21 protein-coding genes and 1 riboswitch are annotated in these 20,407 nt (G+C 70.6%); of the genes, 8 read left to right on the forward strand and 13 right to left on the reverse strand.

The window, feature by feature from the left end; all coding sequences use genetic code 11:
* Nucleotide 1: 1 nt before the first annotated feature.
* Together ACQP2T_RS39680 and ACQP2T_RS39685 are read right to left on the reverse strand one after the other, a co-directional pair.
* Nucleotides 2–877, reverse strand: a complete 876-nt coding sequence (locus ACQP2T_RS39680) for a radical SAM protein (protein ID WP_433509996.1) — start codon at nucleotides 875–877, stop codon at nucleotides 2–4.
* Nucleotides 878–1,067: 190 nt separating this feature from the next.
* Nucleotides 1,068–1,904, reverse strand: coding sequence for a L,D-transpeptidase family protein (locus ACQP2T_RS39685; RefSeq protein WP_433509997.1), 837 nt, complete (start codon nucleotides 1,902–1,904; stop codon nucleotides 1,068–1,070).
* Nucleotides 1,905–1,988: 84 nt separating this feature from the next.
* On the opposite strand from ACQP2T_RS39685, the gene ACQP2T_RS39690 reads away from it, so the two are divergent.
* From ACQP2T_RS39690 to ACQP2T_RS39700, 3 genes are all read left to right on the forward strand, one after another.
* Nucleotides 1,989–2,465, forward strand: a complete 477-nt coding sequence (locus ACQP2T_RS39690; protein ID WP_433509998.1) for a YbaK/EbsC family protein — start codon at nucleotides 1,989–1,991, stop codon at nucleotides 2,463–2,465.
* Nucleotides 2,466–2,475: 10 nt separating this feature from the next.
* Nucleotides 2,476–3,027, forward strand: coding sequence for a GNAT family N-acetyltransferase (locus tag ACQP2T_RS39695; RefSeq protein ID WP_433509999.1), 552 nt, complete (start codon nucleotides 2,476–2,478; stop codon nucleotides 3,025–3,027).
* Nucleotides 3,028–3,185: 158 nt separating this feature from the next.
* Nucleotides 3,186–3,686, forward strand: coding sequence for a hypothetical protein (locus tag ACQP2T_RS39700; protein WP_433510000.1), 501 nt, complete (start codon nucleotides 3,186–3,188; stop codon nucleotides 3,684–3,686).
* Nucleotides 3,687–4,011: 325 nt separating this feature from the next.
* Here ACQP2T_RS39700 and metF read toward each other — a convergent pair whose 3' ends face one another.
* Nucleotides 4,012–4,935 (reverse strand): methylenetetrahydrofolate reductase [NAD(P)H], encoded by a 924-nt coding sequence (gene metF, locus ACQP2T_RS39705; RefSeq protein WP_433510001.1) that lies wholly within the window; start codon nucleotides 4,933–4,935, stop codon nucleotides 4,012–4,014.
* Nucleotides 4,936–5,039: 104 nt separating this feature from the next.
* Here metF and ACQP2T_RS39710 point away from each other — a divergent pair, with 104 nt between their 5' ends.
* Complete coding sequence (locus tag ACQP2T_RS39710; RefSeq protein ID WP_433510002.1) at nucleotides 5,040–6,107, forward strand: polyprenyl synthetase family protein; 1,068 nt, start codon at nucleotides 5,040–5,042, stop codon at nucleotides 6,105–6,107.
* Between the two features lie 126 nt (nucleotides 6,108–6,233).
* On the opposite strand, the gene thiE is transcribed toward ACQP2T_RS39710, so the two are convergent.
* From thiE to ACQP2T_RS39725, 3 genes are read right to left on the reverse strand one after another with little or no spacing between them, the layout of a single operon-like run.
* Nucleotides 6,234–6,869, reverse strand: coding sequence for a thiamine phosphate synthase (gene thiE, locus ACQP2T_RS39715; RefSeq protein ID WP_433510003.1), 636 nt, complete (start codon nucleotides 6,867–6,869; stop codon nucleotides 6,234–6,236).
* A complete protein-coding gene (locus tag ACQP2T_RS39720) occupies nucleotides 6,847–7,221 on the reverse strand; it encodes an Rv2175c family DNA-binding protein (protein ID WP_225298599.1) in 375 nt (124 codons plus the stop codon). Before ACQP2T_RS39720 ends, thiE begins: the two co-directional genes overlap by 23 nt.
* A 30-nt stretch (nucleotides 7,222–7,251) precedes the next feature.
* Nucleotides 7,252–8,415: an NAD(P)/FAD-dependent oxidoreductase gene (locus tag ACQP2T_RS39725; protein ID WP_433510004.1), complete on the reverse strand. Its 1,164-nt coding sequence runs from the start codon at nucleotides 8,413–8,415 to the stop codon at nucleotides 7,252–7,254.
* Between the two features lie 58 nt (nucleotides 8,416–8,473).
* A riboswitch (TPP riboswitch) is annotated at nucleotides 8,474–8,591 on the forward strand.
* Here ACQP2T_RS39725 and ACQP2T_RS39730 point away from each other — a divergent pair.
* The 4 genes from ACQP2T_RS39730 to pknB all read left to right on the forward strand — a co-directional run bounded on the left by ACQP2T_RS39730 (nucleotide 8,581) and on the right by pknB (nucleotide 13,227).
* The gene (locus tag ACQP2T_RS39730) at nucleotides 8,581–10,089 is read left to right on the forward strand and encodes an FAD-dependent oxidoreductase (protein WP_433510005.1); all 1,509 of its coding nucleotides are present in this window, start codon (nucleotides 8,581–8,583) and stop codon (nucleotides 10,087–10,089) included. (Overlaps the previous riboswitch by 11 nt.)
* Nucleotides 10,086–10,286 carry a sulfur carrier protein ThiS gene (gene thiS, locus ACQP2T_RS39735; protein WP_225298594.1) on the forward strand — a complete coding sequence of 67 codons (201 nt, stop codon included), beginning with the start codon at nucleotides 10,086–10,088 and terminating at the stop codon, nucleotides 10,284–10,286. Before ACQP2T_RS39730 ends, thiS begins: the two co-directional genes overlap by 4 nt.
* Before the next feature lie 40 nt (nucleotides 10,287–10,326).
* Nucleotides 10,327–11,034: a thiazole synthase gene (locus ACQP2T_RS39740; RefSeq protein WP_433519893.1), complete on the forward strand. Its 708-nt coding sequence runs from the start codon at nucleotides 10,327–10,329 to the stop codon at nucleotides 11,032–11,034.
* A 261-nt stretch (nucleotides 11,035–11,295) separates the two neighbouring features.
* Nucleotides 11,296–13,227 carry a Stk1 family PASTA domain-containing Ser/Thr kinase gene (gene pknB / locus ACQP2T_RS39745; RefSeq protein ID WP_433510006.1) on the forward strand — a complete coding sequence of 644 codons (1,932 nt, stop codon included), beginning with the start codon at nucleotides 11,296–11,298 and terminating at the stop codon, nucleotides 13,225–13,227.
* A gap of 47 nt (nucleotides 13,228–13,274) precedes the next feature.
* On the opposite strand, the gene alc is transcribed toward pknB, so the two are convergent.
* From alc to pucL, 7 genes are all read right to left on the reverse strand, one after another.
* Nucleotides 13,275–14,219, reverse strand: coding sequence for an allantoicase (gene alc / locus ACQP2T_RS39750; RefSeq protein ID WP_433510007.1), 945 nt, complete (start codon nucleotides 14,217–14,219; stop codon nucleotides 13,275–13,277).
* Nucleotides 14,220–15,530, reverse strand: a complete 1,311-nt coding sequence (gene allB / locus ACQP2T_RS39755; protein WP_433510008.1) for an allantoinase AllB — start codon at nucleotides 15,528–15,530, stop codon at nucleotides 14,220–14,222. It abuts the gene before it with no gap.
* Nucleotides 15,531–15,541: 11 nt separating this feature from the next.
* Nucleotides 15,542–16,681: a glycerate kinase gene (locus tag ACQP2T_RS39760; RefSeq protein WP_433510009.1), complete on the reverse strand. Its 1,140-nt coding sequence runs from the start codon at nucleotides 16,679–16,681 to the stop codon at nucleotides 15,542–15,544.
* Between the two features lie 121 nt (nucleotides 16,682–16,802).
* Nucleotides 16,803–18,200, reverse strand: coding sequence for an 8-oxoguanine deaminase (locus ACQP2T_RS39765; RefSeq protein ID WP_433510010.1), 1,398 nt, complete (start codon nucleotides 18,198–18,200; stop codon nucleotides 16,803–16,805).
* Nucleotides 18,197–18,670: a (2Fe-2S)-binding protein gene (locus ACQP2T_RS39770; protein WP_433510011.1), complete on the reverse strand. Its 474-nt coding sequence runs from the start codon at nucleotides 18,668–18,670 to the stop codon at nucleotides 18,197–18,199. Before ACQP2T_RS39770 ends, ACQP2T_RS39765 begins: the two co-directional genes overlap by 4 nt.
* Nucleotides 18,670–19,530 (reverse strand): FAD binding domain-containing protein, encoded by an 861-nt coding sequence (locus ACQP2T_RS39775; RefSeq protein WP_433510012.1) that lies wholly within the window; start codon nucleotides 19,528–19,530, stop codon nucleotides 18,670–18,672. Before ACQP2T_RS39775 ends, ACQP2T_RS39770 begins: the two co-directional genes overlap by 1 nt.
* A gap of 4 nt (nucleotides 19,531–19,534) precedes the next feature.
* The gene (gene pucL, locus ACQP2T_RS39780; RefSeq protein WP_433510013.1) at nucleotides 19,535–20,407 is read right to left on the reverse strand and encodes a factor-independent urate hydroxylase; all 873 of its coding nucleotides are present in this window, start codon (nucleotides 20,405–20,407) and stop codon (nucleotides 19,535–19,537) included.

Raw genomic sequence — 20,407 nt, forward strand, 5'->3', positions numbered from 1 at the left:
CTCAGGAGTCGGGGTCGCAGAACGAGGGATCACATGCCTCGGTTTCGGCGGGTGCGCAGTCCGATCCGTCTCCTGTGCCTGGTTTGCACTCGGGATTGCACATGCTGGTGAGGCTACGGGCAGCCGGGATCGTTGAAACGAGCTGACGCCACGCTTCGCTGCCGATGATCTCAGCCAGGGGCGCGTCATGGACGTTACCCAGGCGCATCCATCGAGCCATGACGCACGGCCACACATCACCGTACGGGCTGATGGCGACCTTGGTTCGCGCGCACTTGCCACAGAGCTGCGAGACATCGGCAGGCATGCGGGCGGCGCGACCGATGCCTCGGACCCAGTCTGTGCCGATTCGGGCGATGCCCAGGGTGCGCAGTTCCTCCCGGGCCTGCTCGACACGCTGGCCATAGATCGCGTCGACAATTCCAACGCGCAAGGGAATGCTTCGCCTCAACGCCTCGATGATGTTGGAGCGGGTTCGGACGTGGCTCCCCGGACGCTGGGTTACCTGGTCGTGCTCATCGGCCTGGTCGCTGTAGTAGCTGGTGGCAAGCGAGACACCAGGGAGGCAGAACAACTCCCAGTGCTTCCTGCTGATGGCGAACAGGCTCGAGTAGATCTCCACCGTACGCTCCTGGCTCAGCGCATACCGTACAAGTCGGTCGAGCCCAGAATGTGTCGTGACCTCCCCACCGATGAACTGGACCTGGGGAATGCCGAGCGCGACACCCTGATCGATGACCGAAGCCCAATCATCGTTGGTCATCGTGCCATGTGTCCCGGCGGGACCCGAATCGGCGTAGCAATGGACGCATTGAAGGGCGCACCTACCGGTCAGCTCAAGCTCCAGGGTGCTTATGATCGACTTGTTCGTCAGCAATCGACTCCTGTCGAAGCGGCCCGTCGATACGCTCACGGTAAGTGAGACCACGCTCTGTGACGGCGCTTTTCGAGAGTTTCAGACGGTCCTGCAACGCCGACTACGATCATCTGGAGCCCCCAGAATGCCGAAAGGTCCGCGAACTCCGGGACGAGAATCTCCCGAAGCGCGCGGACCCGTCACCGGCGAGCTAGCGTCGCACGTGCACCGGCACGCCCTTGCCCAGCAGACCGGGCAGCTCGACCGCCACGTTCATCGGCATCCGCACGCACCCGTGCGACGCCGGGTACAGCGGCACCGACAGCGCGCCGTGGAAGGCGATGCCGCCGTTGAAGAAGATCGGGTTGTACAGCTGCCCCAGGTACGACCTGTGCCAGCCCTTGGCCCGCCACGTCGTCTTGTAGTCACCCGTGGGCGTCCTGGCCGAGCCGCAGAAGCGCTGGCTCTTGCCCTGCCACTTCGCCGTCTCGCAGTACGGGACGCCGCTGCCCGACGAGATGTGGGTGATCAGCTTCACCTGGCCGTCGACGTACAGGACCATGATCTGCTTGGTCAGGTTGACCTCGGCGCGGGTCGGCTTGCCGTTCTTGACCAGGACCTTGGGGGTCCTGGGGTTCTCCAGCGCCGTCCACGTGCGCTTGGCGATCGTGCTGGTGGGCCGGATGCCGTTCACCTTCTGGAAGGCCCAGACGGCGGTCATCGTGGACCCGCCGTAGTTGCCGTCGGCCCGGCCCGGACGGTAGCCGAGCTCCTTGAGGCGCGTTTGCAGCCAGGTGACCGCTTTGCCCTTGGCGCCCAGCTTGAGCGTCTTCTTGGGCGCGGCGACGGTCGTGGTGGGCCCGGCCTCGGAGGCCGCCACAGTCGGCGGCACCGCGGTGGGTGTCGCCGCAGTGGGTGTTGTTGTGATGGAAACGATCGCGGGCGCGGCCGCCGACCGCGCATGGGTGACGGTCGTACCGCACCCCGTCAGAGCCAGGGCGCCAGCCGTCAAGAGAGCAGCCACGCCGGGCAGCCGTCGATCCCCCACCCGTACCACCTCTCAAACCATGAACATTCTGATCAAAGGACCATGTCAGGTTAATGCAATGGTCAACCTGTTTAGAGTGTGCCCATGCCTGAGAAGTTGCCTGCCAACGCCGTTCTGGTGGAAACAGCCCTCCGCGCGCTAGGTGCCGAGGGAGAAATCATCGTATTGCCGGAAAAAGCGCCCACTGCGGCCACTGCCGCCGCGCAGGTCGGCTGTGAGGTCGGCGCCATCGCCAACAGCCTCATCTTCGACGCGGACGGCGCGCCGCTCCTCGTGATGACCAGCGGCGCGCATCGCGTCGACGTCGAGCTGATCGCCCGCACGGCGGGGGTCGAGAAGGTACGGCGGGCGACGCCGGAGTTCGTCAGGGCGGCGACGGGCCAGCCGATCGGCGGCGTCGCACCCATCGGGCATCCGGCCCCGGTGCGGACCCTGGTGGACAACTGGCTGAGCAAGCACGAGGTCGTATGGGCCGCCGGCGGGCATCCGCTCACGGTCTTTCCCACCACATTCGATGAGCTGGTGCGGATCACCGGTGGTACCCCCGTCGACGTCGAGTAGTGTGCGACGCGTGATCGAGTTTCGTGGGGCGGGACAGGCGGAGTTCACCGAGCATCTGGACACGGTGATCGACATCTACGCCGCCGCCATGCGCCCGCCCGCGGACCAGATCACCGGCCGCAAGGCCATCATGCGGAATCACGGGACATACCCATATTTCCAGTGCTATTTCGCTGAAATGCGTGGGGAATCGGACTCGAAGATCGTCGGCTTCGCCTACGGCTTCCGGGGCGCGCCGGGCCAGTGGTGGCACGACGTCGTGTTCCGCGCGCTGGAGAACCAGGCGGGCAGGGAGGTCGCCGAAGCCTGGCTGGGCAACGCGTTCGAACTGGCCGAGATCCACATGCACCCCGACTACCAGGGCAAGGGCATCGGCCGGGCCATGATCTCCACTCTGTGCGCGGGCCGCCGCGAGCGTTCGGCGGTCCTGTCCACCCACGACCGCCCCACCACGGCCCGCCACCTGTACGCGAGCATGGGCTTCACCGACCTGCTGAGCCCGTTCCTCTTCCCGGGCGGCTACGAGCAGTACGCGATCGTGGGCAGACCCCTCCCCCTGTGACCACGACGGGCGAATCCCGGTCCTGACTCGGTCCGTTCCAGGTTCGTGCCAGCGCGGCTCCGCCATGTTCGCGGCCCCACCGACATAATGAAGACGATCAACCTCCCCCTGCACCGACGCCCACGTCACACCACCCGGACGTCCGGCAGGAGGAACCTATGCGTCTCGTCACACGAATCGGAGTGGCCGCCACTCTCCTGGTGAGCCAGGGCACCCCGCCCGAACCGACCGCCACCCCCTCACCCACGTCGACCGCGAGCAGCAGCAAAAAGAGCTCCAAGACCGCCATCCCCCCGGAGCTGAAGAACGTCCCGTCGCTGCGCGTCCTCCCCTGGGATCCCCGCCAGGCCAGCCACGTCCGGATCTTCGTGCACTGCCCGCCGAAGGCGAATCACGCGCTCATCGGCTCCACCGCGTTCGCCCTGAAGGGGTCGAGGTGGCTCTACCGGGAGGTGGGGCTGGGACTCTCCGACCGTGGCCTGGCGCATCGCGCCGTGTCCATCTCCTACTCCGCCCTGCCCGGTTTCCACGGCGCGCACCTGAAGTGCGTGAAGGTCAAGATGAACCAGAAGACACGCATCAGGCGCATCCGGGTGCTCGGCCGGGATGCCGTGCCTCTCTACGTGCGCAGGTTCAGCATCTGGCAGTTCTTCGACTAGGCCGGATGGCGGACGGGCGTGTCGTGGCCGTTCCGTGACCCGCAGTTTGCCGCCGGTTACTCTGGGCAATCTTCACTACGTAGGGCAACCGGCCATCCGCCCGATCCCCCTGCGGGCGGAGGACGGTCATCACCACCCAGATGGCCGGGGGACGAGTCGTGACGGCGGCAAGCCGGGGAACCTCGTAAGCGTAACCCTGGACAGGCCTCAGCCCCGGTCGGCGGTTGGCGGCCCACCGGGCTGGCCGTACAAAAGACCACTTGTCACCCGCACGTACGGCCAGATCAGCGCAGACGCCCGCACGAACGGCCAGATCAGCTTCGGGTTACGCGGACAGCGCCTCGACTGGAGCGAGCCGTTCGAACACCTCTCGCGTCGCGCTGGAGCGGTTGAACGTGATGAAGTGGATGCCCGGGGCGCCCTCGTCGAGCAGCCGCTGGCAGAGCTCCACCCCGTGGTCGATGCCCAGCCGCCGCACGGCCGCCGGGTCGTCGGCCACCGCCTCGAAGCGGGCCGCCAGGTCCGGCGGGAACGGCGCCCCCGACAGCTGCTCCGACCTGGCGATCGTGCTCATCTGCGTGACCGGCATGATGCACGGGATGATCGGCGTGTCACACCCCTGCTCCGCCACCCGGTCGCGCAGCCGCAGGTAGTCGTCAGCCTGGAAGAACATCTGGGTGATCGCGTAGTCGGCGCCGGCCCGGCACTTCTGTACGAAGAAGTCGGTGTCGGACTCGATCGACGGCGAACGCGGGTGTTTGTACGGGAACGCCGCCACGCCCACGCAGAAGTCGCCCACCTGCCGGATCAGCCGCACGAGATCCTCGGCGTACAGGACGCCTTCGGGGTGCTGGACCCACTCGCCCGTCGGGTCGCCGGGTGGGTCGCCCCGCACGGCGAGGATGTTGCGCACCCCCGCGTCCGCGAAGCGGCCGATCAGGTGGCGCAGCTCGCGGATCGAGTGGTTGACGGCGGTGAAATGCGCCACAGGGGTGAGCGTGGTGTCGTGGGCCAGCCGTTCGACGATGTCGACGGTGCGGTCACGGCTGGAGCCGCCCGCGCCGTAGGTCACGGACACGAACGTCGGCCGCAGCGACTCGAGCTCTCTGATCGCCCGCCACAGCTGCCGTTCCCCCTCGTCCGTCTTCGGCGGGAAGAATTCGAAGGAGAACGACCGGCCACCGGACGCGAGAAGCTCACGGACGGTGGGAACACGATCGGGCAGGATGGAGGGTCGACCAAGCGCCATGTGACCCAGGCTACCGCCACAAGCCCCGTCCCTGGAGATCCGGCTTGGTGGCCAAGCCGTCCCTGGAGATCCGGCTCGGCCGCCCGGCCACTAGTCTCAGATGCATGACCACTGACGCCGCGAGCCTGGACGCCCTGCGTGCCAAGGTGGACGCCGCGCTGCGGACGTTCGTCCGACGGCAGTTGCCCGTCCCCGGCGACACCGAGCTCGAGCCGCTCCGCTCGGCCGCCGAAGACCTGCTGTCCGGCGGCAAGCGGCTGCGCCCGGCCTTCTGCTACTGGGGATGGCGGGGCGCGGGCGGCACCGACGTGCCCGGGATCTTCACCGCCGCCGCCTCACTGGAGCTGCTCCAGGCCAGCGCGCTGGTGCACGACGACGTGATGGACAAGAGCGATCTGCGCAGGGGCATGCCGTCCGCGCACCGCCGCTTCGAGGCCATCCACGAGAAGTCGGGCTGGCACGGCTCGGCGGCGCAGTTCGGCGAGGGCGCGGCGATCCTGCTGGGCAATCTGCTGCTGATCTGGTCCGGCGAGATGTGGCGCAGCAGCGGTCTGCCGCCCGAGTCCCTGGCGGCGGCCCAGCCGGTGCACGACCACATGCGCACCGAGCTGATGTGTGGCCAATATCTCGACCTGCTGGAGCAGGCGCACGGCGAGAACACCTTCGAGTCCGCCCTGCGCGTCGCCCTCTACAAGAGCGGCAAATACTCCGTCGAACAACCGCTCCGACTCGGCCTGGCGCTCGCCGCCGGCCGCCTGGAGCCGTGGATGGACGAGCTCTGCATGGAGTACGGCCGGCGGGTCGGCATCGCCTTCCAGCTGCGCGACGACATCCTGGGCGTGTTCGGCGACCCGGCGCAGACCGGCAAACCGGCGGGCGACGACCTGCGTGAGGGCAAGCGGACGATGCTCGTCGCCCGGACGCTGGCCGCGGCCGCACCCGGCGACGCCGAGACCGTGCGCGCCCTGCTCGGCGACCCCGGTCTCGACGAGGACGGGGTGGCCGCGCTGCGGGGCATCATCGAGGGCACCGGGGCGCTGCGCCAGTGCGAGGACATGATCGGCGACTACCTCGGTGAGGCGCTGACGTTCCTCGGCAAGGCGCCGATCACACCGGAGGCACGCGCGGCCCTGTCGGAGCTGGCGGTGGCCGCCACCTCACGCACCACCTGAGCCACCACACGCACAACCAGTCACTCTCAGGCACGCCTGAGGGACCGCACACGCACACCCTGAGCGGCTACGTGACGACCCGCCGCCTCACGTACAAGCTGAGTGCGGCGGGCGCCCGCGCGTCTGTCAACCGGCCAGGCGCTTGGCGAACTCCGCTGCCGCGGCGCCCGGGTCATCGGCCTCCGTGATGGCGCGTACCACCACAACCCGTTCGACCCCGTACGACCTGACCTGATCGAGATTGCCCAGGTCGATGCCGCCGATGCCGAACCACGGCCGCCCGCTGCCGAGCGACGCCGCGTGCCGGAGCAGCGACGGCCCCGGCGCGTGGCGGCCCGGCTTGGTCGGCGTCGGCCAGACGGGACCGCAGCAGAAGTAGTCGACGCCCTCCTCCACGGCCGCGGCGGACGCCTCGGCGACGGAGTGGGTGGACCGTCCGATGAGGATGTCGTCGCCGAGTATCTCTCGCGCGACCTTCACCGGAAGATCGTCCTGCCCCAGGTGGAGCACGTCGGGCCGGGCGGCGTAGGCGATGTCGGCCCGGTCGTTGACCGCCAGCAGCCGGCCGTGCCGGTCGCAGGCGTCGCGGAAGACCTCGAGGAGCGCGAGCTCTTCGCGCGCCTCCAGCCCCTTCTCCCGCAACTGGACGATGTCCACGCCCGCGGCCAGCACCGCGTCGAGGAAGTCGGCCAGGTCACCGCGTTCGCGACGGCCGTCCGTGCAGAGGTAGAGGCGGGCGTCAGAAAGCGAGGGCTTGGGCACGCCGCTTGACCTCGGTATGGCGACCGGCCCTGATGGCGTCGACGGGCGAGCCGGGCAGGGAGTCGTCGGGAGTGAAGAGCCAGCGGAGCGACTCGATGTCGTCGTAACCGGAGTCGCGCAGCACGGAGAGTGTGCCGGGCAGACCCTTCATCACGTCCTTTCCGTCAAGGAACACCGCGGGCACTTGTGGCCCACCACCACCCCGGCGCACACCGAGCAGTTTGCGGTCCTTGAGGAGTTGCTTGGCCCGCCCTATCGAAAGGTCTAGGCGCGCGGCCACTTCGGGGAGAGTGAGCCACTCGGCGACGAGCTGGTCGGTCTCCCGGTCGATCTGCGCAACAGAAAGCGTCACGAAACCACAACTACCACATGGCGTGCTTGCTCAAACAACACAGTCCCGTAGGGAGAGGTCGGGATCTACCAGGCGTTCGGCGTCCACGCGGTGTCCGGCTTCGATGATTCTGCGGCCCTGCACGAGGTCTCGGGGCCGATCCACGGCGAGTACGGCGGCCAGGGTGTCGTCCGAGGTGAGCCAGCAGGCCGACCATTTTCCGCCGAGTTCGCCCCGGTAGAGGAGGCGGTCTCCGGCCGGGTGGTGGCCCGCGTACTGGACCATGTGGCCGAACTGCTCGGACCAGAAATAAGGCACCGGGTCATAGGCGGCCTCCACGCCCAGCAGCGTGGCGGCGGCCACCTCGGGTGAGTTGAGCGCGGCGTCCCAGTGCTCGACCCTCAGCCTGGTCTCGAACCGGCGCGACCACCAGGCGGCGCAGTCGCCCACGGCCACGACGTTCGGCAGGGAGGTGGCGAGGTGTTCGTCGGTGACGACGCCGTTGTCCAGGTCGATGCCGGAGCCCGCGAGCCAGCCGACGGTCGGGCGCACGCCGACGCCGGTGACGACCACGTGCGCCTCGATGAGGCTTCCGTCCGCGAGCGTGACGCCGCCGTCGTCCACGGAGCCGACCAGGGTGTTCAGCCGCAGGTCGATGCCCTCGTACCAGCCCTGGGTGCGGGCGCCGATCTCGGGGCCGACCGCCTGGGCGAGCGGGGTGGGGCCCGCCTCGATCACGGTCACCTCGCAGCCGGCCCGGCGGGCGGCGGTGGCCACCTCGGCGCCGATCCAGCCGGCGCCGATGATCACCACGTGGGCGCCCTTGACGAGCCGGGCGCGCAGCTCCAGCGCGTCGTCGAGGGTACGCAGCACGTGCTGACGGCCGTCACCGGGCAGCGTGATCGGCTCGGCTCCGGTGGCGATCACCAGGCCGTCGTAGCCGAGCTCGCCCTCGGTGGTCTCGACGACGCCGGGACGCAGCGCCTTGGCCGAGACGCCCGGCCAGAAGTCCACCTCCAGCACGGCGAGGTCGGCGTCGACGAAGCTGGAGTCACTGCTGCCGGACAGGACCGCCTTCGACAAGGGTGGCCGGTCGTACGGCCGGTGCCGCTCTTGCCCGATCAGCGTGATCCTGCCGTCGAACCCTTTCGCGCGCAGCGCCTCGACACTCCGTACACCGGCCAGACCGGCGCCTGCCACCACCACATGATTCACGTTCAAGACCATAACGGGGCCTGTGCCGGGACGTCGCGCCGAGGCCGTAGGGTGGAGGCGTAAGACGCGCGGGAGTCCGGCCGTTTACCGGGCTGAGAGGAAGGCTGCACCGGGCCTTCGACCGCAAGACACCTGATCCGGATCATGCCGGCGAAGGGAGCGGACGTGGACATCGTCGTAGGCGGCGGGATCATCGGGCTGTCCATCGCCTGGCGCCTGTCCCGCTCGGGGCGGCCGGTCACCGTGGTCGACCCGGCACCGGCCTCTGGGGCCTCGCACGCGGCGGCGGGCATGCTGGCGCCGGTGAGCGAGGTCACCTACACGGAGGAGCCGCTGCTCCGGCTGGGCCTCGCCGCACTGCGCCGCTGGCCGTCCTTCGCCACCGAACTCGCCACCGACGCCGGCCTCGTTGCCGGTACGGAACCCGCCGCCAACCTCCCTCAGCTCGATGCCGGTACGGGACCCGCCGCCAACCTCCCTCAGCTCGATGCCGGTACGGGATTCGCCGCCTCCGACGTCGGCCTCCATGCTGCTACGGGACCCGCCGCGACCCGCCTCGACGAGATCGGAGCGTCTGAGCTTGACGGGGCCGGACCGTCTGAAGCGGCCGTTAGCGGGCTCAGCGAGGCCGCGCGGGCCGGGCTGGACTTCCGGGCCGACGGGACGCTGGCCGTGGCGTTCGGGGCCGACGATCTGGCGGCCCTCGGTGAGCTGGCCGCGTTCATGGAGAAGCTGGGGCTGCCGGTCGAGCGGCTCACCGGGCGCGAGTGCCGTCGGCTGGAGCCCATGCTGGCGCCCTCCGTACGCGGTGGGCTACTGGCCCGTGGCGACGCCTGGGTGGATCCGCGCCGCGTCACCACCGCCCTCCTGGCCGCGCTCGACCGCCTGGGCGTCCCAATCGTCCGGGCTCGCGTCAGCGAACTGCTCCAGGACGGCGACAAGGTGGTGGGCGTACGCCTCGCACCCCCGGACCGGCCGACCACCCCGAACCGGAGGCCCGCCCCGGACTGGACGGCAGCGCCGGACCGGAGACCCACCCTGAACCAAACACCCGCCCCGAACCAGGCGGCCACCCCGAACCAGACGGCCACCCAAGACGGAACGGCCACCCTGAACCAGACGGCCACCCAAGACAAGGGCCTCCCGCAGGCAGACTTCCCCGACGAGATCCGGGGCGAGCGGGTCGTGCTGGCGGCCGGGGCGTGGAGCGCCGGGCTGGTCGATGTCCCGGTACGCCCGGTCAAGGGGCAGATCATGCGGCTGCGCTCCCCCCAGTCCCTGCTCGGCAGGTGCGTACGCGGGACGGTCCACGGCACATCCGTCTACCTGGTGCCGAGGGGTGACGGTGAGCTGGTGGTCGGGGCGACCCAGGAGGAGCTGGGGTTCGACACGAGGGTGACGGCGGGCGGACTGTACGAGCTGCTGCGGGACGCCCACGAGCTGGTGCCCGGCGTCACCGAGCTGGAGATCGCCGATGTGGTGGCGGGGCTGCGTCCGGGCACACCGGACAACGTCCCACTCATCGGGCCCAGCGGGACACCAGGGCTGGTGCTGGCCACTGGGCATCACCGGGGCGGGGTGCTGCTGGCCCCGCTCACGGCGGCCATTCTGCTGGGTGAGGAGAGCGAGCTCGCGGAGCTGTGCTCGCCGCTGAGGTATCGGGATATTTCATGAATGTGACCATCAATGGGGCCCCACACGAGGTGCCCGACGGCACCACCGTGGCGCAGGCCGTACTCACGCTCACCACGGCGACGACCGGCGTGGCCGTGGCCGTGAACGACGAGGTGGTGACGCGGAGCGCCTGGGAGACGACGGCGCTCGGCGACAGTGACCGGATGGAAGTGCTGACGGCGGTGCAAGGTGGATGATCTCCTCATAGCCGGGGAGAAGTTCTCCTCCCGGCTCATCATGGGCACCGGCGGCGCGCCGTCGCTGGAGGTGCTCGACCAGGCGCTGGTCGCGTCCGGCACCGAGCTGACGACCGTCGCCATGCGGCGGCTCGACCCCGGCGCGCCGGGCTCGGTGCTCGACGTACTGCGCGAACGCGGCATCAAGGTCCTGCCCAACACCGCCGGTTGCTTCACGGCGGGCGACGCCGTGCTGACCGCCCGGCTGGCCAGGGAGGCGCTCGGTACGAACTGGGTCAAGCTCGAGGTCATCGCCGACGAGCGGACGCTGCTGCCGGACCCGATCGAGACGTTCGACGCGGCCGAACGGCTGGTGGCCGACGGGTTCGTGGTGCTGCCGTACATCGGGGACGACCCGGCGCTGGCGCGTCGCCTGGAGCTGGCCGGATGTGCCGCGGTGATGCCGCTCGGCGCGCCGATCGGCTCGGGCCTCGGCATCCGCAACCCGCACAACATCGAGCTCATCGTGGAGGCGGCCTCGGTGCCGGTGATCCTCGACGCGGGCATCGGTACGGCCAGCGACGCCGCTCTGGCGATGGAGCTGGGCTGCGACGCCGTACTCCTGGCCACGGCCGTCACCAGGGCGCAGCGGCCGGAGATGATGGCGGCGGCCATGAGAGCGGCCGTCCAGGCGGGCCGGCTCGCCCACCAGGCGGGCCGCATCCCCCGCCGCCGCTACGCGGAGGCATCCTCCCCGACGGGCCCGTAACCACGCGAAGGCCGCTGACGGGACCGTGTAGCTACCCCGGAGCACCCCACACGGTCCCGTGGCCACCCGAAGCCCCCCAGACGAGCCCGTAGCAACCCAGAATCCCCCAGACAGCCCTGTAGCCACCGACGCCACGCGGAACCGGCGAGACATGATATGTCCGGTTATATTCCAGATAGGCGCGTTCCAACGAGCACGGCTCGGCATCGGTTTCGGATGGTCAGGCCTTGCCAGTGGCAAAACGCCCGTAAACTCAGCGGGGTGGACACGACGACAGCGGACCCTCTCGTCGGACGGCTGCTCGATGGGCGTTACCGCATCGAGTCCCGGATCGCGCGGGGCGGTATGGCGACCGTCTACCTGGCGCTCGACGTCCGGCTTGATCGCACGGTCGCGCTGAAGGTCATGCACCGCTCGCTCGCCGAGGACCCGTCGTTCGTGCGGCGGTTCATCGGCGAGGCCAAGTCTGTGGCCAGCCTCTCGCACCCCAACGTGGTGCATGTCTTCGACCAGGGCACCGACGGTGACGTGGTCTATCTGTCGATGGAGTACGTCCCCGGCAGGACGCTCCGCGACACCCTGCGCGACCGGGGCAGGCTGCCCGCCCGCGAGGCGCTGGAGATCATGATACCGGTGCTCGCGGCCTTGGGCGCGGCCCACCAGGCCGGCATGGTGCACCGCGACGTCAAGCCCGAGAACGTCCTGCTCACCGACGACGGCCGGGTCAAGGTGGTGGACTTCGGTCTGGCCCGGGCGATCGAGGCGACCAACCAGACCCGCACCGGCGTGATGATCGGCACGATCGGCTACATGTCGCCCGAGCAGGTCATGACCGGCGGCGCCGACGTGCGCAGCGACGTCTACGCGGCGGGCATCATGCTGTTCGAGCTGGTGACCGGCGAGCAGCCCTACGACGGCGAGACGCCGATGTCGGTGGCCTACCGGCACGTCCACGACACCGTGCCGCCGCCGTCCTCCGTGGTGCCGGAGGTGCCGCCGCTGATCGACACGCTGGTGACGCACGCCACGGCCCGTTCCCCCGACGACCGTCCCGCCGACGCGACCGCGATGCTGGTGGCGGCCGTGGACGCGCACCGCATGCTGCCCCGTACGACGACGCCGCCCACGCACGCGGGGGCGTCCGGCGTGCGCTCCATGCCCTACTCGATGCCGAGCGCCGGCCCCGCCACCGCGCCGCACGCGATGACGCAGGTGGTGCCGAACCACACGATGATCCAGCCGCGTGAGGAGCTGCCCGCGCGGCGCGCCGGTTTCAAGCCCAACTGGTTCCTGGTCGCGCTCGCCGCGGTCATGGTGGTGGCGGTGGCGCTGACGGGCTGGTACTTCTCGCAGACCACGTACGTGCCGGTGCCCGACCTGGTCGGCAAGGACCTGGCGGTCGCCCAGAGAGCCGCCACCGCCCAGGGCTTCCAGGTGAAGACGGCCCCCGGCCAGCACGACGAGAAGGTCGCCGAGGGCCTCGTGCTGCGCACCGATCCAGGGCGCAACGTCGAGGTCGAGCGGGGCGCGGTCCTCACACTGGTCCCCTCGCTGGGCCCGAAGCGGGTGCTGGTGCCCAACGTCGAGGGCATGACCGAGCCCGAGGCCCGCACCGCGATCGGCAAGGCCGGGCTCGACGTCAACCGTGTCAGCCGGCAGGCCAGCCAGGAGATCGACCGCGGCAAGGTGATCCGCACCTCGCCCGACGTGGGCGAGAAGGTCAAGGAGAACTCGAAGGTCAACCTCTACGTCAGCGCGGGGCTCGTGATGCCCGACGTCAGCGGCATGCCCAAGGACGAGGCGGCCAACTACCTCGGCACCCAGGGCTTCCAGGTGCAGGTCAACGAGGTCGACGACCGGGCCGAGCCGTGCACGGTGATCGCGCAGACGCCCAAGGCCAAGGCCGAGGTCAACAAGGGCGCGCAGGCCATGATCACGGTGTCCCGGTGCCAGACCGACTTCTGGGACTGGTTCAGCGGCGACAATGAGGACAACGAGGCGCGGGACGACCAGGAGTTCCAGCTCGTCCCGTCGGTGGTGGGCAAGAACGTCAACGACGCCAGGAACGAGTTACAGGGGCTCGGCTTCAAGGTGCAGATCCGCAAGCTCACGAAGGATGGAGTCGTACGGTTCCAGCGCCCGGCGGGCAACAGCGAGCGGCCGCCCGGCGCGATGGTGGTCCTCTGGCAGTAACCCGGCGGCCGCCCGCTGGCAGTGGCCCGACGGCCGGGCGAGCGCTGTCAGGCGAGGTTGCCGTGCAACCGGACCCTTGCCAGCCCACCGTCGGGATAGATGTCGACGCGCACCCGCGTGACCGGCTCGGCGTGCTCCAGGCGGAACCGGTGCGGAGTGTCGGGCTGCAGCCGCGTCCTGGCCAGCAGCTCGACCTCACGGTCGCCGTCGTAGCCGGTCAGTGACACCCAGCCGGGCGCGTTGAACAGCAGGTTCGTGGTGTCGATCTCGGCCAGCCGGATGACGCCGCGCGCGGCGAGCCGGATGACCAGCCATTCGTTCCCGGCCTCGCGCCGCCGCGCGGTCTCCCAGCCCTCCGCCTGGTGGCGGGCCGACCCGGGGGCCAGGACGTTGTCGGGCGCCGAGTAGAACTCGTTGGAGCAGGCGATGACCCGCCCCCCGTTCGCGAGAGCGGCCAGGTCGAGGCTGAGCCCCTCATAGAGGGACAGGTCCGGCCGTACCTCACCGTGTACGCGCAGCCGGGCGATCCCGCCGTCGGGATACATGTTCAGCCGGACGTGCGTGTAACGGGAGTCGTCGGTGACCTCGAAAGCGTGCTCGGCGTCGCCCTTGAGGTCGCTCCTGGGCACGATCTCCGCCCAGTCGGCGTCGGCGAGCTCGGCGGGCGACGGGTAGCCGTCCACGGCCGCGGCCTCGACCGAGGCGTGAGGCGGGTAGTTGCCCTTGAACCAGGCCGTGTCGATCACCACGCCACGGACGACGCCCGGCAGGCCGAGCCGGACGATCGCCCAGTCGTGGCCGGGCTCGCGCCGGCGCCGGGTCTCCCAGCCGTCGTAGACCTGGCCCTTGCTGCCGAACGTCTCCGCCTGGAAGCCGGGACGTCCCGGCCGGATCAGGCTCTCCTTCTCGGCGAAGGACTCGTCGCTGGCGGCGACCACCGAGCCGCCGAGGGTACGCAGCGCGAGGTCGGGCAGGTCGGTGAAGCCGGGCATCTACTGCTCTCCCAACAGGAAGGCTCCGTGCGGTACGCCGTCAGTGGGCCGGCCACGGAGCCAGGTGGTAAGGACGGCGCCCTTGAGGAGGTGGCCGTGGTAGGGGGTCACCGGGTTCTTGTGATGGAGCCGGGCCGCGTCGACCGGGTTGACGGCCGTGGCATCGAAAGCCACCAGATCAGCGTCGTTGCCCACCTTTATCGCGCCTTTTCCGGAAATATGGGCCATTGCTGCTGATTGGGTGGACATCCAGCGCACCACGTCGGCCAGCCCGTGACCACGGCGCGACGCCTCGGTCCATACCGCCGGCAGGCCGAGCTGGAGCGAGGCGATGCCGCCCCAGGCCGCCGCGAACGAGGGCACCTTGAGGTCGGCCGGTGCGGGCGAGTGGTCGGAGACGACGCAGCTCAGCACGCCACTCGCCAGCCCGTCCCAAAGCCGGTCGCGGTTGGCGGCGGAGCGGATCGGCGGGCAGCACTTGTAGGCGGTCTCGCCCTCGGGCACCTGTTCGGCGGCCAGGGTCAGGTAGTGGGGACAGGTCTCGGCGGTGACGCGTACCCCCTCGGCCTGGGCGGCGGCCAGCGGCTCCAGGCAGTCGGCGCTGGAGACGTGCAGGATGTGCACCCGGGCGCCGGTCTCCCTGGCCAGCCGGATCACCTGCTCGACCGCGCTGCGCTCGGCCGCGCCCGGCCGGGAGTCCACGAACTCGCGGTACGTCGGGCCCGCCGGCTCGGCCAGCATCGCCGGGTCCTCGGCGTGTACGACCATGAGACCGTCGAACCCGGCGAGCTCCGTGAGCGCCTGGCGTACCTCCGAAGGGCTGAGCGGCGGGAACTCCTCCACGCCCGACGGCGACAGGAAGCACTTGAAGCCGTGGACACCACGGTCGTGCAGGGGGCGCAGGTCCTTGACGTTGCCGGGGATCGCGCCGCCCCAGAAGCCGACGTCCACGTGGCACTGCCCGTCGGCGGCGCGCAGCTTGGCGTCGAGCGCGTCCACGGTGACGGTGGGCGGGAGCGAGTTGAGCGGCATGTCCACGATCGTGGTGACACCACCCGCGGCGGCCGCCCTGGTGGCCGAGGCGAACCCCTCCCAGTGCGTACGGCCCGGCTCGTTGACGTGCACGTGGGTGTCGACCAGGCCGGGCAGCAGCGCGAGGTCTCGCAGGTCGATGACCTCGGCCGCCTCGACGGCGTCACCGTACGCGCCGATGGCGGCGATCCGGCCGTCGCGGACGGCCACCGAGGCGGCCCGCTCGCCGTCGGGCGTGACGGTCCTGCGCGATCGAATCACGAGGTCATAGCCGGTCATATCAACTCCGGTCATAGGCGGTCGGCGGCGAGCTTGGCGGCCAGGCGCTCAAGGAGCGCGGCGGCGTCGGCCATGCAGCGGGCCGGGTCGGGCTCCAGGTCGGTGAGGGCGTAGGCGGCCTCGATGCCGGCCGCCCGGAGCTCGGCGTCGGACAGGGTACGGCGACCGCAGACGGCGACCACCGGAACGCCCGCCCGGGCAGCCGCCTGGGCGACGCCGACAGGGGCCTTGCCGCGCAGCGACTGCTCGTCCAGCGAGCCCTCACCGGTGATCACCAGACGGGCCCCCTTGACCTGCTCACCGAACCCGAGCAGGTCGAGCAGGTAGTCGATGCCCGGCCGGACCTCGGCGTGCAGGAACGCCAGCGCCGCGAACCCCACGCCACCCGCGGCCCCCGCGCCCGGAGCCCCGGCGACGCCCATCGGGCGGGGCACGTCGTCGTGCTCGACGGCGCCCGCCAGACCGTGCGTGCGGGTGGCGACGGCGGCGAGGCGGCCGAGCGCCCGGTCCAGGATCGGCACGTCCTCCAGGGTCGCGCCCTTCTGCGGACCGTAGACCGCCGCGGCGCCGTGCGGGCCGAGGAGCGGGTTGTCGACGTCGCTGGCCACCACCACCTCGATGCCCGACATATCCGTGAAACCGGAGATGTCGATGCGGTCGAGCCTGCCCAGGGCGGCTCCGCCGTACTCGAGCTCGTCGCCCTGAGCGTCGAGGAAGCGGGCGCCGAGCGCCTGCGCCATGCCCGCGCCCCCGTCGGTGCATGCGCTGCCGCCCAGGCCCAGCACGATGCGCTTGGCACCCTGGCGGATCGCGTCGGCGACGAGCTCGCCGGTGCCGTAGCTCGTGGCGGTGAGCGGCTCAAGCCCGCCGGGAAGGCGGCGCAGACCGGACGCCTCGGCCAGCTCGACTACGGCGGTGTCCCCACGCCGCGCGTACGACGCCTGGACGGGCTCGCCCGTGGGCCCGGTGACCTGGCGGGAGACGCGGGTGAAGCCGCAGGCCACGACCGCGTCCACGGTGCCGTCTCCCCCGTCGGCCACAGGCAGCTCTATCGCCGGGACGCCCAGCCCCGCCGACACATGGGCCGCCACCTCGGCGGCGGTCAGCGACCCCTTGAACTTGTCGGGGGCAACGAGCACATGCTCAACCACTACGAACTCCCACACGGTGACGAACGGCGAACGGCCCCGCCTCCGGGGAGACGCGACGCTTCATCATCACATCCCGGCGGACGGCGCCTCGAACTGGCGTCCGGAACCCGGACGGGCGTGGTTACCGATGGATCTCCTTGGCGGCGGTGATGCCATGCTTCTCGGCCAGCCGGGTCAGGCGGCGGTGGGCCTCAACGCCCGCGCGGCCGAGGTCGTCTTGGGCGACGGTCCTGAGCTCGTCGTCCTCGACGACCGTCTCGCCGCCGACCAGCAGCCGGGCCAGCGGCGGCTGGCGGGTGGCGAAGACCAGGCGGCAGACCGGGTCGGTCACCGCCGAGGCGAACGGCCCGTCCACCCGCCACAGCGCGATGTCCGCGAGCTTGCCCGCCTCCAGCGTGCCCAGTTCGCCCTCACGGCCGAGGTTGCGGGCCCCGCCGAGCGTGGCGAGTTCGAGCGCCTGCCGGGCGGTCAGCGCGCCCGGACCGTGCACGGCTCGCTGGAACAGCAGTGCCTGCCGCATCTCGCCGGACAGCGTGGTCAGCTCCGAGGAGGCGCTGCCGTCCACGCCGAGGCCGACGTTCGCGCCGCGCCGGAGCATCTCCGACACCCTGGCGATCCCGGCGCCGAGCCGGCCGTTCGACGAGGGGCAGTGCGCGGAGCCGGTGCCGGTGGCGGCGAGCTTGCCTATGTCGGAGTCGCTGAGGTGCACCGCGTGGGCGAACCAGACGTCTGGGCCGAGCCAGCCGAGCTTGTCCATGTACTCGACGGGCCGCATGCCGAACTGCGCGCGGCAGTGCTCCTCCTCGTCCAGCGTCTCGGCCAGGTGGGTGTGCAGGCGCACTCCCCGGTCCCTGGCGAGGGCGGCGGCCTCGGTCATCAGCTCACCGCTCACCGAGAACGGCGAGCAGGGCGCCACCGCGATCCGCAGCTTCGAGGAGAACGACGGGTCGTGGTAGACGTCGACGGCCTCGGCGGTGGCGGCGAGGATCTCGTCGAGCCGCTCGACCACGACGTCCGGGGGCAGGCCGCCCTGCGACTGGCCCCTGTCCATGGAGCCGCGCGCCGGGTGGAAGCGGATGCCCAGCTCGCGCGCCGCCTCGATCTCGGCGGCGAGCAGGTCGCCCCGGCCCTTGGGGAAGACGTAGTGGTGGTCGCTGGAGGTGGTGCAGCCGGACAGGGCCAGGTGGCCGAGCCCCGCCCCGGCCGCGCCCCTGACGACCTCGGCGTCCATGGCGGCCCACACGGGGTAGAGGGTCACCAGCCACTCGAACAGGGTCGCGTCCTGGGCGAGACCCTGCGAGGCCCACTGGTAGAGGTGGTGGTGGGTGTTGACCAGGCCGGGCGTGGCCAGGCAGCCGGTGCCGTCGATCCGGGTGGCCGGCGGGGTGGCGGGCGCCTCGGCCATGGGGCCGAGGCCGGTGATCAGGTCACCATCGATACGGATATATCCGGACTCGACCTCCGGCCCGGCAACGGGCGCGATGTAGACGTTGTCGATCTGCACAGAGCCAGGCGTCATCTGGTCGCCGCCTTTCGCTCGGCCGCCAGCCGTACCGCGTCCAGGATCTTCTCGTAGCCGGTGCAGCGGCACAGATTCCCCGCGAGCGCCTCGCGGATCTCCGCGTCGGACGGACGGTCGACGCGTTCGAGCAGGTCGTGCGTCTGCACGATCAGACCGGGCGTGCAGAAGCCGCACTGCACCGCGCCGCTCTCGACGAACGCCTCCTGCACGGGGTCGAGCCGGTCGCCGTCGGCCAGGCCCTCGACGGTACGCACCTGGCGGCCCTCGGCCTGCCCGGCGGCGACCAGGCAGGCGCAGACCGGAGTGCCGTCGAGGTAGACCGTGCACGATCCGCATTCGCCCTGCTCGCAGGCGTTCTTGGAGCCGGGCAGGCCGACCCGTTCGCGCAGCACGTACAGGAGGCTCTCGCCCTCCCACACGTCGTCGGCGCACTCCTGGCGGCCGTTGACGGTGAAGGTGACGCGCATCAGGCGGCCCTCCTTCCTCGGTAGTCGTTCCAGGCCCAGGTCAGCGTGCGGCGGGCCATCACGCCGATGGCGTGCCTGCGGTAGTCGGCGGTGCCGCGCACGTCGTCGATCGGTGCGGCGGCCTGGGCGCACAGCTCGCCGAACCGCTTCAGCACGGCGGGGTCGAGCCGGGCGCTCCAGTCGAGCTCGCGGCGCAGGAACTCCTCGGCCTCCAGCGCCCGGCGCGGCGTGGGCGCGGCCGATCCGAGGCCGGTGCCGACCCGCCGCTCCCCCGGATGCAGCGCGACCGCGAACGAGCACACCGCGATGACCATGGCGTTGCGGGTGCCGACCTTGGAGAAGTATTGGGGGCCGGTGGCGGGTTCGAGGTGGACGGCCCTGATCAGCTCGTCCGGCCGCAGCGCGGACCGCTTGACGCCCAGGTAGAACTCGTGCGCGGGGATCATCCTGACGCCGCCGTCGCGCGACTCCACCTCGATCACCGCCCCGGCGGCCAGCAGCGGCGGGTGGCTGTCCCCGGCGGGCGAGGCCGCGCCGAGGTTCCCGCCGACCGAGCCGCGGTTGCGGATCTGCGGCGAGCCGACCGTCCGCGACGCCTGCGCCAGTCCCGGCAGCGGGCCGCCGAGCTCCTCGATGATCGTGGTGTACGGCACGGCGGCTCCCACCCGGTAGCGGCCGTCCTCCAGGGACCAGGTACACAGCTCGGGCACGCGGGTGAGGTCCAGCAGCGCCTCCGGCCGCCGCGCGTCGAAGTTGATCTCGACCATCACGTCGGTGCCGCCCTGGATGGGCACGGCCCCTGGCCGGTCCGCCTTGGCGGCCAGCGCCTCGTCCCATGTCGTGGGGCGCAGGAATTCCATCGTTCTACTCCCAGGCGAATGCGGCGTCAGGGGCGTCCTCGCGCAGTACGCCGCCCTCGATCAGGCCATAGGGGCGGTCGGCCGCGAAGTAGACCTCGTTGTCGTTGTCCAGGCCGAACGGCGAGAGGTCCACCAGGAAGTGGTGCTTGTTCGGCATCGCGAACCTGATCTCGCAGACCTCGCCTCGGGTGTCCAGTACCCGTTTTCCCATCGCGTACAGCGTCTGCTGCAGCGACAGGCTGTGCGTGTCGGCGAACGTTTCGAGCAAGCAGCGCCGGACCTCCTCGTACGACTTGCCGTACGCGGACCCTTCTGAAGCGTGGCGCCATCGGGCGGCGACGGCGGTGGCGAGGACGCGGTCGGTGGTCGGCGGCAGCGTGGTGTACTCGTCCTGGATGTAGCCGTGGAACTCCGAGCCCGTCGAGTTGAGCACGACCAGGTCCTTCAGCCCGGAGACCACGGTGGTGCGGCCGTCCCGGTCATGGTGGACGACGCAGGTGCGCACCTCGCCGCCCTTGCGCGCGAACGAGTGCGGCCGGTCGCCGCCGATCCGCTCCCAGGCGTACTCCTCGATCTCCACCCTGGCGTGGTGGATCGACGGCTGTGACTCGACGAAGTGCCTGGCCAGCAGGAGCGCGAAGTCCTCGATCTGGTCGACGCCGTGCTTCTTGGCGAAGGCGTAGACGGTGTTCTTCTGCGAGTCGGTCGGCAGCACGGTGGCGTTGTCGCCGGTCAGGTGGACGGCCTCCATGTCGCCGGAGAGCGAGGAGCTGACGCTCAGGTCCTTGAGGTGGTGGACCTCGCCCTCCCGGACGACGCGGACGAGCCTGGTCTCCGCCTTGCCGTAGCGGTTGGGGCCCAGGATGACGTCGGGCAC

The sequence above is a fragment of the Nonomuraea sp. CA-143628 genome, assembly GCF_050942315.1.
In the GTDB taxonomy this organism is placed as follows: domain Bacteria; phylum Actinomycetota; class Actinomycetes; order Streptosporangiales; family Streptosporangiaceae; genus Nonomuraea.

What these genes read in the sequence shown, in the direction of transcription:
- ACQP2T_RS39690 (WP_433509998.1), top strand. Translation starts at nt 1,989, where the DNA reads ATGCCTGAGAAGTTGCCTGCCAACGCCGTTCTGGTGGAAACAGCCCTC.
- alc (WP_433510007.1), bottom strand. Translation starts at nt 14,219, where the DNA reads ATGCCCGGCTTCACCGACCTGCCCGACCTCGCGCTGCGTACCCTCGGC.
- ACQP2T_RS39775 (WP_433510012.1), bottom strand. Translation starts at nt 19,530, where the DNA reads ATGGAATTCCTGCGCCCCACGACATGGGACGAGGCGCTGGCCGCCAAG.
- metF (WP_433510001.1), bottom strand. Translation starts at nt 4,935, where the DNA reads ATGGCGCTTGGTCGACCCTCCATCCTGCCCGATCGTGTTCCCACCGTC.
- ACQP2T_RS39700 (WP_433510000.1), top strand. Translation starts at nt 3,186, where the DNA reads ATGCGTCTCGTCACACGAATCGGAGTGGCCGCCACTCTCCTGGTGAGC.
- ACQP2T_RS39765 (WP_433510010.1), bottom strand. Translation starts at nt 18,200, where the DNA reads ATGACGCCTGGCTCTGTGCAGATCGACAACGTCTACATCGCGCCCGTT.
- ACQP2T_RS39770 (WP_433510011.1), bottom strand. Translation starts at nt 18,670, where the DNA reads ATGCGCGTCACCTTCACCGTCAACGGCCGCCAGGAGTGCGCCGACGAC.
- thiS (WP_225298594.1), top strand. Translation starts at nt 10,086, where the DNA reads ATGAATGTGACCATCAATGGGGCCCCACACGAGGTGCCCGACGGCACC.
- allB (WP_433510008.1), bottom strand. Translation starts at nt 15,530, where the DNA reads ATGACCGGCTATGACCTCGTGATTCGATCGCGCAGGACCGTCACGCCC.
- ACQP2T_RS39710 (WP_433510002.1), top strand. Translation starts at nt 5,040, where the DNA reads ATGACCACTGACGCCGCGAGCCTGGACGCCCTGCGTGCCAAGGTGGAC.
- ACQP2T_RS39740 (WP_433519893.1), top strand. Translation starts at nt 10,327, where the DNA reads ATGGGCACCGGCGGCGCGCCGTCGCTGGAGGTGCTCGACCAGGCGCTG.